We start from the raw sequence: 11,368 nt of genomic DNA, 5'->3' as shown, positions 1-11,368 counted from the left end.
AATGCGCGGCGCGGCGCAGATCTGTGACGCGGAGCGTCACGCACGGCATTCCCACGCTGGAGCGTGCGGAACGATAATCTCGACTATCGTGCGGCGCTCCGCGTCGCATGCAGTTCTGGACGCTCCGCGTCCGATCCTGAATGCGCGGCGCGGCGCAGATCTGTGACTTGGAGCGTCACGCACGGCATTCCACGCTGGAGCGTGCGGAACGATAATCTCGATTATCGTGCGGCGCTCTGCGTCCGATCTTTCCTAGTACCAGCGCGCTTCGCCTGCCGGGCGTTTCTTGAAGCGTTTCATGGTCCACATATACTGGCTCGGGTAGGCCCGCACGTATTTCTCGACCACTTTGCTCATCGCCGCTGCCGAGGTTTCGGTGTCGGTGCTGTACATGGCTTCAGGGGCCGCTTCGAGTACCACTTTGTAACCCGAGCCGTCCGGCAGGCGCATGGCGTGCAGGAATACACCGACCGCCTTGCCGCCCGCCAGCATGTTCGGCACAAACTTGCTGGTCAGGGCCTGGGTGCCGCAAAAGGGTACGAAGATACCCGCAGACTCAGCCGGCTCCGGGTCGGCCGGAATACCTACAGAACCGCCTTTGCGCACTTCCTTGATGACGCTGAGAATGCCTTCCTTGGTCGACGCCGCCACCCGGTTGCCCAACTGCACACGCTGCTTGCGCAAAAGGTCGTCGACCGCCTTCAGCTTCGGTGGACGATAGAAAATGATCGGCTTGCACTGGCTGCAATAGAAGTGATTAAGCACTTCCCAGTTGCCCAGGTGGCTGGTGATGCCGACCACGCCCTTGCCGGACGCCAGCGCGTCCTTGAGCACATCAAGCCCTTCGACTTCACGCACCAGGTTGATCGATTTCTGCGCAGGCCAGATCCACGCACAAGCGCTTTCGGTCAAGGTCTTGCCGATGTCCATGAGGCTGCGGCCAACGAGCTTTTCCAGCTCGGGCTCGCTCAACTCGGGGAAGCACTTGGACAGGTTGATCCGTGCCACTTCGCGCGAGCGGTTGGGCAGCTTCCACATCAGCCAGCCAATCGCAGTGCCTGCCCATTGCACCGCGCGCCACGGCAACAGCGCAAACAATCGCAACGCCCCGACCATTACGGCGCCTTTGAACTTATCCACAGATGACTCCCAGATTCTCGAGGCGGGTAGTGTAACCGTCAGCGGCTCAGGATCGCATACCGATCACAATCCACAGTGTGATCCATGACCATACCGCTGGCCTGCATATACGCATAACAGATGGTCGGGCCGACAAACGTGAAGCCGGCCTTTTTCAGCGCCTTGCTCATCGCTTCGGCCTCGGCGGTAATCGCCGGAACTTCGCTGCGATCCTTGAAATGGTTGATCTTCGGCTCGCCACCGACAAACGACCAGAGCAGACCGACCGGGTCTTGCAGCGCCAGCCAGGCCCGCGCATTGGTGCGCACGGCCTTGAGCTTGAGGCGATTGCGGATAATGCTCGGATCGAGCATCAGCGCCTCTATTTCGGCATCGCTCAGCTGCGCCAGGCGCTCGACGTCAAAGCCGTGCAGCACTTCGCGATAACGCGCCCGCCGCTTGAGAATCGTGATCCACGACAGCCCGGCCTGGAACCCTTCGAGCAAAAGCAACTCGAAGAGCTTCTGCGCATCGCGCAGCGGCACTCCCCACTCCTGATCGTGATAAGCGATGTACAGGGGGTCTTCGTTGCACCAAAAGCAGCGTGTCATAGGGCTCCCAAGGAGTGGACGTGCGGCCGAATCGGGTATACTCCCGCTCTTTGAATCGCAGCCCAGCACAGGTGAAATTTGTGAGCCAGCCTACGCCAGCCGTGCGTACCTTCCAAGACTTGATCCTCGCCCTCCAGCAATACTGGGCAGAACAAGGTTGCGTGGTACTTCAGCCCTACGATATGGAAGTAGGCGCCGGCACGTTCCACACTGCCACGTTTCTGCGCGCCGTAGGCCCGGAAACCTGGAACGCCGCTTACGTACAGCCAAGCCGTCGCCCGACTGACGGCCGCTACGGCGAAAACCCCAACCGCCTGCAGCATTACTATCAGTTCCAGGTAATTCTCAAGCCCAACCCGGACAACTTCCAGGAACTGTACCTGGGTTCGCTCAAGCACATCGGCCTCGATCCGCTGGTGCACGACGTGCGTTTCGTCGAAGACAACTGGGAATCGCCGACGCTGGGCGCCTGGGGTCTGGGCTGGGAGATCTGGCTCAACGGTATGGAAGTCTCGCAGTTCACCTACTTCCAGCAGGTCGGCGGTCTGGAGTGCTACCCGGTTACCGGCGAAATCACTTACGGCCTTGAGCGTCTGGCCATGTACCAGCAAGGCGTGGACTCGGTCTACGATCTGGTCTGGGCTGACGGCCCGTTCGGCAAAGTGACCTACGGCGACGTGTTCCACCAGAACGAGGTGGAGCAGTCGACCTACAACTTCGAACACGCCAACGTCGACAAACTGTTCGAGCTGTTCGACTTCTACGAAAGCGAAGCCGCACGCCTGATCGAGCTGGAGCTGCCATTGCCCGGCTACGAAATGGTCCTCAAGGCCTCGCACACCTTCAACCTGCTGGATGCCCGCCGCGCGATTTCCGTGACCGCGCGTCAGCAATACATCCTGCGCGTACGCACGCTGGCCCGCTCGGTGGCTCAGGCCTACCTGCAGGCCCGCGCCCGTCTCGGTTTCCCGATGGCGCCGCCCGATCTACGCGATGAAGTGTTGGCCAAGCTGGAGGCAGCGCAATGAGTGCTCAAGATTTTCTGGTTGAACTGGGCACTGAAGAACTGCCACCCAAGACCCTCGTTTCCCTGGCAGATGCATTTCTGGCCGGTATTGAAAAAGGCCTTTCGGGCGCAGGTCTGACCTACAGCGCCAAACAGGTCTACGCCGCACCGCGTCGCCTGGCCGTGCTGATCACCGAGCTGGCCACGCAACAACCGGATCGCAGCGTCAACCTCGACGGCCCGCCGCGTCAGGCAGCGTTCGATGCGGACGGTAACCCGACGCAGGCTGCTTTGGGCTTTGCCAAGAAGTGCGGCGTCGATCTGAGCGAAATCGATCAGAGCGGCCCGAAACTGCGCTACAGCCAGACCATCCTCGGCAAGCCGACCACGTCGCTGCTGCCAACCATCGTCGAAGACTCGCTGAACGACCTGCCGATTGCCAAGCGCATGCGCTGGGGTGCCCGCAAGGAAGAGTTCGTGCGTCCGACTCAGTGGCTGGTAATGCTGTTCGGTGATCAGGTGGTTGACTGCACGATCCTCGCCCAGAGCGCGGGTCGTCATTCTCGCGGTCATCGCTTCCATCACCCGCAAGACGTGCGTATTTCTTCGCCTGCCGGGTACCTCAGCGACCTGCGCGCCGCGCACGTACTGGCCGACTTCAATGAACGTCGGCAGATCATCAGCAAGCGCGTCGACGAGCTGGCCACCCAACAGGAAGGCACCGCCATCGTACCGCCAAGTCTGCTGGACGAAGTGGCCGGTCTGGTCGAATGGCCGGTTCCGCTGGTGTGTTCATTCGAAGAGCGCTTCCTGGAAGTCCCTCAGGAAGCCTTGATTACCACCATGCAGGACAACCAGAAATACTTCTGCCTGCTGGATGTCGACGGCAAGCTGCTGCCGCGCTTCATCACCGTGGCCAACATCGAGAGCAAGGACCCGGCACAGATCATCGCCGGTAACGAGAAGGTGGTTCGTCCACGCCTGACCGACGCCGAGTTCTTCTTCAAGCAAGACAAGAAGCAGAAGCTGGAAACCTTCAACGATCGTCTGAAAAACGTCGTGTTCCAGGCGCAATTGGGTAGCGTGTTCGACAAGGCCGAGCGCGTCTCGAAACTGGCTGCCTACATCGCTCCACGCATCGGCGGCGACGCCCAGCGTGCTGCACGCGCTGGTCTGCTGTCCAAGTGCGACCTGTCGAGCGAAATGGTCGGCGAGTTCCCGGAAATGCAGGGTATCGCCGGTTACTACTACGCCAAGGCCGACGGCGAGCCTGAAGATGTCGCGCTGGCGCTCAACGAGCAGTACATGCCACGTGGCGCGGGCGCCGAACTGCCGACAACGCTGACTGGCGCTGCGGTGGCCATCGCCGACAAACTCGACACGCTGGTCGGTATCTTCGGTATCGGCATGCTGCCCACCGGCAGCAAAGACCCCTATGCGCTGCGTCGTGCTGCGTTGGGTATCCTGCGTATTCTGATCGAGAAGAAGCTCGACCTTAACCTGGTCGAAACGGTGAAATTCGCAGTCACGCAGTTTGGCGCGAAGATCAAGCCTGCCGGTCTGGCGGAGCAGGTACTCGACTTCATCTTCGACCGTCTGCGTGCGCGTTATGAAGACGAAGGCGTCGATGTGGCTGTGTACCTCTCGGTACGTGCGCTGCAACCCCCTTCGGCGCTGGATTTCGATCAGCGTGTTCAGGCGGTCCAGGCTTTCCGCAAACTGCCACAGGCCGCTGCACTGGCCGCGGTGAACAAGCGCGTATCGAACCTGTTGAGCAAGGCCGAGGGCAGCATTGCCCAGACCGTCGAGCCCAAGTATTTCGACAACGCCAACGAGTTTTCGCTGTACTCGGCTATTCAGCAGGCTGACCACGCGGTCCAGCCGATGGCTGCCGAGCGTCAATACAGCGAATCGCTGGCGCGTCTGGCGATGCTGCGTGAGCCGGTCGATGCATTCTTCGAAGCGGTAATGGTCAACGCGGAAGACGCCAATGTGCGCGCCAACCGCTATGCCTTGTTGTCGCGTTTGCGCGGCCTGTTCCTTGGCGTTGCCGATATTTCGCTGCTGGGCTGAGAAGGGGTCGATGGTGAAACTGCTGATACTTGATCGAGACGGAGTCATCAACCATGACTCCGATGCTTACATAAAGTCCGTGAAGGAGTGGGTGCCCATTCCCGGCTCGATCGAGGCTATCGCAGATCTGAGCAAGGCCGGCTGGACGGTGGCGGTCGCCACCAACCAGTCGGGCATTGCCCGAGGTTATTATGATCTGGCCACGCTGGATGCCATGCATGCGCGCTTGCGCAAGCTGGTGGCAGAGCAGGGTGGCGAGGTCGGTTTGATCGTCTATTGCCCGCATGGGCCAGACGATGGCTGTAGCTGCCGCAAGCCTAAACCCGGCATGCTGAAGGCCATCGCCCTTCATTACGCAGCAGACCCCAAAGGTCTCTGGTTTGTGGGCGACAGTAAAGGTGACCTGCAGGCCGCATTGGCCGTCGATTCTCAGCCTGTGCTGGTGATGACCGGCAAGGGTCGTAAAACGATGGACGACGGAGTGCCAGCAGGCACGTTGATTTTTGACGATCTGGCGGCGGTTGCCGCAGAGCTTATCCACAACAGCGCCTCACTGAACAATTAGCTCGTCAGGTTCAGGACGCTCAAGGAGCGGGCACCTGCCCGTACGGTAAACGTAACTATGTCGATCATGCAGGCAATCAGGACCTTCTTCTTTTACCTGTTGCTGGGCACCAGCTCGCTGTTGTGGTGCACGTTGAGTTTTTTCATTGCGCCTTTTCTGCCGTTCAAAGCCCGCTATCGCTTCATTAACGTCTATTGGTGCCGCTGCGCCATCTGGCTGACCAAGGTGTTTCTGAACATCCAGGTTGAAGTGACTGGCGCCGAAAACGTACCGAAAACCCCCTGCGTGATCATCTCCAACCATCAGAGCACCTGGGAGACTTTCTTCCTGTCGGCGTACTTCGAGCCGATGAGCCAGGTCCTCAAGCGTGAACTGCTGTATGTGCCGTTCTTCGGCTGGGCCATGGCGATGCTGCGCCCCATTGCCATTGACCGTGATAACCCTAAAGCCGCACTGCGGGAAATCGCCAAGAAAGGCGACGAACTCCTAAAGGATGGCGTCTGGGTGCTGATCTTCCCGGAGGGTACACGCGTACCTTATGGCCAAGTCGGAAAATTCTCTCGCGGCGGTACTGCGTTGGCGGTAAACGCTGATCTGCCAGTCCTGCCTATCGCGCATAACGCTGGCAAATACTGGCCTCGAGATGGCTGGGCGAAAAAGCCGGGCACTATTCAGGTGGTGATTGGCGAACCGATGCACGCAGAAGGCACAGGCCCGCGCGCCATTGCTGCGTTGAATGACCGTGTGCAAGCCTGGAACGAGGACGCACAGCGCGCGATGGGCTCGCCTGTTGCACCGGCAGCAAGCCCTGAAAAAGTCCCAGCGTGATTTTGTGGATAACCTGTGTACGGTTTTTCTGAAATCCGTCAGAAACCTTGGCTAACTCTCTAATTCGTATACATATTTTTTCAGGCTATAAAAACCGGAAAAACGTGCATAAGTTTTGGTGATGTATCAAAAACCGACCTGCAAAAGGTCGGTTTTTTATTGCTTGGGCTAACGCACGAGGCGAAGCCGATTTCAGTCAGGCCAACGTACCGCTCCAATATTTCTGGAAGGGCAGAAGGGGAACATGTCCCGTTCAATCTGGCTGCAACGTTCCCTCAAATCCTCGCGCTTGTACCACTCTTATTGCTGCCATAACGCCTACCTTCAGGTAATCTTGCATTTTTGTAATGGAGTACGGCGATGAGCAATTTACCTTTTACAGCCAAAGGGTCTAACGGCGAGATTACATTCACCGGATCTGAGGTTCTAATTCGCCGCACAGGATTGTTTGGTGCACTGCGACAATTCTCAGGCATGGGCAAAGGTAATAAAGATATTCCAATATCAGCCATTTCAGCTATTCGCCTGGAGCCCGCCTCACTGCTTAATAAAGCTTTCTTCCAAGTGATCCACGCTGGTGATCTGGCTTTTCGCGGCGGTTCAACAAATATTGCAAACGATGACAATTCCGTATTCTTCGGCAAGGGCAGCAACGCGGATTTTGAGCAGATCAAGAAAATGATTCTCGATGCAGTAGCAGCGTCGCACCAACCAGCCAAGACCTCGTCGGCTTCGACAGAGGACATCCCTGCAATGTTGAAAAAACTCTCCGACTTAAAGGACCAAGGCGTCCTGACCGAAGATGAGTTTCTGATAAAGAAAGTAGATCTGCTTTCACGGATGTAGACCGTAACGAGCCTATTAGGTAGTGGACACCTGATTCCGGACACGACGTTAAATTTCCGCTAGGACTGGGCGGTTGCCTGGTCCGTTATTGAAAGGGCGTGGCCGGCATTCATTGATGCGTAAAATAGTCACTGATACCCCAAAACCATGGTGTTCCACGTGGAACACCAGTCGTAAGTTTTCTCAGCTCCAATGCGCGCACAATTATCGCGGTGACTACGCCGATGTAAGCACAGCAGTCACTGTGGATCCGCTCGTCGTTTCAATCAAAAATCTGCCACCTTACCCCAAGATGAACCGTGGAAACGGTCCGGGTGATAAGGTTTAGGGTCGACGATAGGGGCGACACCGCTGACAATGTCAGCGATCAAATGACCTGCTCCTGGTCCAATACCGAAACCATGGCCACTGAACCCGGCAGCCAGCACCAGCCCGGGCAGGCTGGCGATTTCGCCTATTCCCGGCACACCATCAGGGGTGCTGTCGACATAACCGGCCCAGGCTGCGTTGACCGATGATTGCTTGAGAGCGGGGACCATCGCCACCGCGCGCTTGTAGGTCAACTCCACCGCAGACGTATCTACCTTGGGATCGAGTATGCGCATCTTCTCCATAGGTGTCGGCTGGTCGAGACGCCACTTGCCACGGCCCTCGTGACCTGAGCGCAAGCCTTCCAGACCTCCCGGTGCCAGATTGCGCCAACGGCGCTGAAACATGGGCAGGAACTGTGTAGCAAAACCAAATAACTGCGGAGTAGGATCAACCCTTCCACGGCCGCTGATTGCCAGCGTGTAGCTACCGTCATAGCGGCGAGTCATGGAGATATTTGAAGTATGCAACGCCGCCACCAACGCGTCGGTCGGCGGGGACACTGACATTACCGTCTGGCGAATAGTGGCTTGGGGAAAACTGATACCGTACTGGCGACAGAACGAAGAAGCCCACGCGCCTCCGGCAAGTACCGCGAGCCGGGTACGAATGGTGCCGTGCTCAGTGACCACAGCGGACAATCGCCCACCTTCGGTTTCCAGACCCCGAGCAGCGCAACCCTGATGCACGGTGCCGCCCAGCGCCATGATCGCTCTCGCAACAGCTGGCGCTGCACGAGATGGATCGGCAGTACCATCCGTAGGCGCATAGACTCCGCCCTTCCATTGCTTACCTGTAGCCTTGCCGCGTTCGGCAGCCTGCTGCGCGGTCAACATGTAGGTCTGGACATCTACGGTACGAGCAAACTCTCCCCAGCGTGCCCATCCCGCCAGTTCTTTCTCGTCGTTGCTCAAGTACAGCAGGCCGCAGCGGGTGAAGCCTGTCTGCTCACCGCTCTGCTTGGCAAACTGCTCCCACAGGTCCAGGCTTTTGGTTGCCATCGGCAGCTCCCGGGCATCCCGATTCTGCTGCCGGCACCACCCCCAGTTACGACTCGATTGCTCGGCACCGATACGGCCTTTTTCAACCAGAGCGACCTTCATGCCGCGCAGGGCGAGGTAGTAGGCGGTGAAGCTGCCTATTATGCCGCCGCCAATGACAACTACATCTGCCTCCAAGGGAAGCTTGGAGGAGGTCTCGACGGGGATCAGAGGTGCGGGCATTTTTGCTATTCCTGCCAATATCGTGGTGATATGTGCAGCCTTGAGCGGCTGCGATATTGATCAGGTTAATCGCTCAGCGAAATCATCTGCGCCGAAGTTTCCTGTGTAAACATACGGATCGACTGTTTTAGCCACTATAAACGGCAGATTGCTTCAACGTTCATTGTGATCAAGTCGATGAGATCGTTGCAACGCAGGACAGGCCTGGAAGATCCTCAAATGAAAAAGGCCAACCCCAGGGTTGGCCTTATCAAGTCGAAATCACCATAGCGGGATAACGGCTAGCTTTTCTGTGAAGCTACAACTGAATCAGAAGTCCAGGTTGGACACTGCCAGCGCATTGCTCTCGATGAAGTCACGGCGTGGTTCGACCGCATCACCCATAAGGGTGTTGAAGATCTGGTCAGCGCCAATGGCGTCTTCGATGGTCACTTTCAGCATGCGACGCACACTCGGATCCATGGTGGTTTCCCACAGTTGGTCCGGGTTCATCTCACCAAGACCCTTGTAGCGCTGGATGGTGTGGCGCTTGGTGCTTTCGGCCATCAACCAGGCGAGGGCTTCCTTGAACTCGGTGACGGGCTTCTTGCGCTCGCCACGTTGCACGTAGGCACCTTCTTCCAGAAGCGTGCTTATCTGCAGTCCCAGAGCGGTAACGGTCTTGTAGTCATTGCTGCCGAAGAAGTCACGGTTGAAGGTGACATAGTTCGACAGACCATGGGAGATCAGTTCGACCTCTGGCAGCCAGACGTTACGTTCACGGTCTTCACGCAGGCTGGCCTTGTAGACCAGACCTGACTTCTCACCGGTACGCAGACGCGCGTCGAACAGTGCCAGCCAGGCCTGCATGCCCTCGTGGTCGGACAGTTGTTCCAGCGTGATCGGCGGCAGGTAGACGAAGTGTTCGGTCAGTTCCTGTGGATACAGACGCGACAGACGCTTGAGGGTCTTCATGACCATGCGGAAGTCGTTGACCAGTTTCTCCAGCGCAGTACCAGAGATGCCCGGTGCCGATTCGCTGAGGTGCAAGCTGGCGTCTTCAAGGGCCGATTGGGTCATGTATTCTTCCATGGCCTCATCGTCCTTGATGTACTGCTCCTGCTTGCCTTTCTTGACCTTGTACAGCGGCGGCTGAGCGATGTAGATGTAGCCACGCTCGATCAGCTCGGGCAACTGACGGAAGAAGAAGGTCAGCAGCAGGGTACGGATGTGCGAGCCGTCGACGTCAGCATCGGTCATGATGATGATGTTGTGATACCGCAACTTGTCGATGTTGTACTCTTCACGGCCGATGCCACAGCCCAGCGCGGTGATCAAAGTGCCCACTTCCTGAGAAGAGATCATTTTGTCGAAACGCGCTTTTTCAACGTTCAGGATCTTGCCCTTGAGTGGCAGGATCGCCTGGGTTCTACGGTTACGCCCCTGCTTGGCTGATCCGCCAGCAGAGTCCCCTTCCACCAGGTACAGTTCGGAGAGGGCAGGGTCCTTCTCTTGGCAGTCGGCAAGCTTGCCCGGCAAGCCAGCGATATCCAGCGCACCTTTGCGGCGAGTCATCTCGCGAGCCTTGCGCGCTGCTTCGCGGGCACGGGCTGCGTCGATCATCTTGCCAACGACGGCTTTGGCTTCGTTCGGGTTTTCCAGCAGGAAGTCGGAGAAATACTTGCCCATCTCCTGTTCCACGGCAGTTTTGACTTCAGAAGAAACCAGTTTGTCTTTAGTCTGCGAGCTGAATTTCGGGTCAGGTACTTTGACCGAAATGATCGCAGTCAAACCTTCACGCGCATCGTCGCCCGTGGTCGCGACCTTGTGCTTCTTGGCCAGACCTTCCTGCTCGATGTAGTTGTTCAGGTTACGCGTCAACGCGGAACGGAAGCCCACCAGGTGAGTACCACCATCACGCTGCGGAATGTTGTTGGTGAAGCACAGCAGGTTCTCGTTGAAGCTGTCGTTCCACTGCAGCGCAATCTCGACACCAATGCCGTCGTCGCGTTGAATATTGAAGTGGAACACCTGATTGACCGGCGTCTTGTTGGTGTTCAGGTATTCAACGAATGCACGCAGACCACCTTCATATTTGAACAGCTCTTCCTTACCGCTACGTTCGTCCTTGAGGACAATGCCGACACCGGAGTTAAGGAAGGACAGTTCGCGAATCCGCTTGGCCAGGATGTCCCAGCTGAAGTGGATATTCTTGAACGTTTCAGCGGAAGGCTTGAAGTGGATCTGGGTGCCCGTGGTGTCACTTTCACCGACGATTTTCATCGGTTCCTGTGGAACACCATGCACGTAAGTCTGCTCCCAGATCTTGCCGCTGCGACGAACCGTCAGCAACAGAATTTCTGAAAGGGCGTTAACAACCGACACACCTACACCGTGCAAACCGCCGGATACCTTGTAGGAGTTGTCATCGAACTTGCCGCCAGCGTGGAGCACGGTCATGATGACCTCGGCTGCCGACACGCCTTCTTCTTTATGCACGTCTACCGGAATACCGCGGCCGTTGTCGCGCACGGTGATAGATTCGTCTGGGTGGATGATGATGCTGATGTCGTCGCAATGGCCTGCCAATGCTTCGTCGATCGAGTTATCAACCACCTCGAACACCATGTGGTGCAGACCGCTGCCATCGTCTGTATCACCGATGTACATTCCGGGACGCTTGCGTACGGCATCAAGTCCTTTCAGCACCTTAATGCTGGACGAGTCGTACGTTTGGTTTTCGCTCATG

General features: G+C 57.5%; 9 protein-coding genes. 5 read left to right on the top strand and 4 right to left on the bottom strand.

Features of this window, described 5'->3' with window-relative positions; all coding sequences use genetic code 11:
• Positions 1-252: 252 nt before the first annotated feature.
• Positions 253-1,140: a lysophospholipid acyltransferase gene (locus tag RYC17_RS17885; protein ID WP_004660326.1), complete on the bottom strand. Its 888-nt coding sequence runs from the start codon at positions 1,138-1,140 to the stop codon at positions 253-255.
• Between the two features lie 38 nt (positions 1,141-1,178).
• Entirely contained in the window at positions 1,179-1,730 is a 552-nt protein-coding gene (locus tag RYC17_RS17880) for a DNA-3-methyladenine glycosylase I (RefSeq protein ID WP_005743950.1), read from the bottom strand.
• An 80-nt stretch (positions 1,731-1,810) separates the two neighbouring features.
• Here RYC17_RS17880 and glyQ point away from each other — a divergent pair, with 80 nt between their 5' ends.
• The 5 genes from glyQ (at position 1,811) to RYC17_RS17855 (ending at position 7,048) form a co-directional block, all read left to right on the top strand.
• Entirely contained in the window at positions 1,811-2,758 is a 948-nt protein-coding gene (gene glyQ / locus RYC17_RS17875; protein WP_002551326.1) for a glycine--tRNA ligase subunit alpha, read from the top strand.
• Positions 2,755-4,809 carry a glycine--tRNA ligase subunit beta gene (gene glyS, locus RYC17_RS17870; protein WP_230017213.1) on the top strand — a complete coding sequence of 685 codons (2,055 nt, stop codon included), beginning with the start codon at positions 2,755-2,757 and terminating at the stop codon, positions 4,807-4,809. Before glyQ ends, glyS begins: the two co-directional genes overlap by 4 nt.
• A gap of 10 nt (positions 4,810-4,819) precedes the next feature.
• Positions 4,820-5,374, top strand: a complete 555-nt coding sequence (gene gmhB / locus RYC17_RS17865) for a D-glycero-beta-D-manno-heptose 1,7-bisphosphate 7-phosphatase (RefSeq protein WP_044318634.1) — start codon at positions 4,820-4,822, stop codon at positions 5,372-5,374.
• Between the two features lie 57 nt (positions 5,375-5,431).
• Positions 5,432-6,202: a lysophospholipid acyltransferase family protein gene (locus RYC17_RS17860; RefSeq protein ID WP_219170679.1), complete on the top strand. Its 771-nt coding sequence runs from the start codon at positions 5,432-5,434 to the stop codon at positions 6,200-6,202.
• 360 nt (positions 6,203-6,562) lie between these two features.
• Positions 6,563-7,048, top strand: coding sequence for an SHOCT domain-containing protein (locus RYC17_RS17855; RefSeq protein ID WP_230017212.1), 486 nt, complete (start codon positions 6,563-6,565; stop codon positions 7,046-7,048).
• A gap of 266 nt (positions 7,049-7,314) precedes the next feature.
• On the opposite strand, the gene RYC17_RS17850 is transcribed toward RYC17_RS17855, so the two are convergent.
• Together RYC17_RS17850 and gyrB are read right to left on the bottom strand one after the other, a co-directional pair.
• The gene (locus RYC17_RS17850) at positions 7,315-8,640 is read right to left on the bottom strand and encodes an FAD-binding oxidoreductase (RefSeq protein WP_316903923.1); all 1,326 of its coding nucleotides are present in this window, start codon (positions 8,638-8,640) and stop codon (positions 7,315-7,317) included.
• Positions 8,641-8,949: 309 nt separating this feature from the next.
• Positions 8,950-11,367, bottom strand: a complete 2,418-nt coding sequence (gyrB, locus tag RYC17_RS17845) for a DNA topoisomerase (ATP-hydrolyzing) subunit B (RefSeq protein WP_044318840.1) — start codon at positions 11,365-11,367, stop codon at positions 8,950-8,952.
• Between the last annotated feature and the right edge of the window lies 1 nt (position 11,368).

Source organism: Pseudomonas syringae group sp. J248-6, from assembly GCF_032586995.1.
In the GTDB taxonomy this organism is placed as follows: domain Bacteria; phylum Pseudomonadota; class Gammaproteobacteria; order Pseudomonadales; family Pseudomonadaceae; genus Aquipseudomonas; species Aquipseudomonas amygdali.
The sequence above is the reverse complement of the archived record's forward strand: the minus strand, read 5'-3'. Positions and strand labels throughout refer to the sequence as shown.

Excerpts from the sequence above, each read along its gene's own strand:
- RYC17_RS17880 (WP_005743950.1), bottom strand. The coding sequence starts at position 1,730 with ATGACACGCTGCTTTTGGTGCAACGAAGACCCCCTGTACATCGCTTAT.
- glyS (WP_230017213.1), top strand. The coding sequence starts at position 2,755 with ATGAGTGCTCAAGATTTTCTGGTTGAACTGGGCACTGAAGAACTGCCA.
- gmhB (WP_044318634.1), top strand. The coding sequence starts at position 4,820 with ATGGTGAAACTGCTGATACTTGATCGAGACGGAGTCATCAACCATGAC.
- RYC17_RS17860 (WP_219170679.1), top strand. The coding sequence starts at position 5,432 with ATGTCGATCATGCAGGCAATCAGGACCTTCTTCTTTTACCTGTTGCTG.
- RYC17_RS17855 (WP_230017212.1), top strand. The coding sequence starts at position 6,563 with ATGAGCAATTTACCTTTTACAGCCAAAGGGTCTAACGGCGAGATTACA.
- RYC17_RS17850 (WP_316903923.1), bottom strand. The coding sequence starts at position 8,640 with ATGCCCGCACCTCTGATCCCCGTCGAGACCTCCTCCAAGCTTCCCTTG.
- gyrB (WP_044318840.1), bottom strand. The coding sequence starts at position 11,367 with ATGAGCGAAAACCAAACGTACGACTCGTCCAGCATTAAGGTGCTGAAA.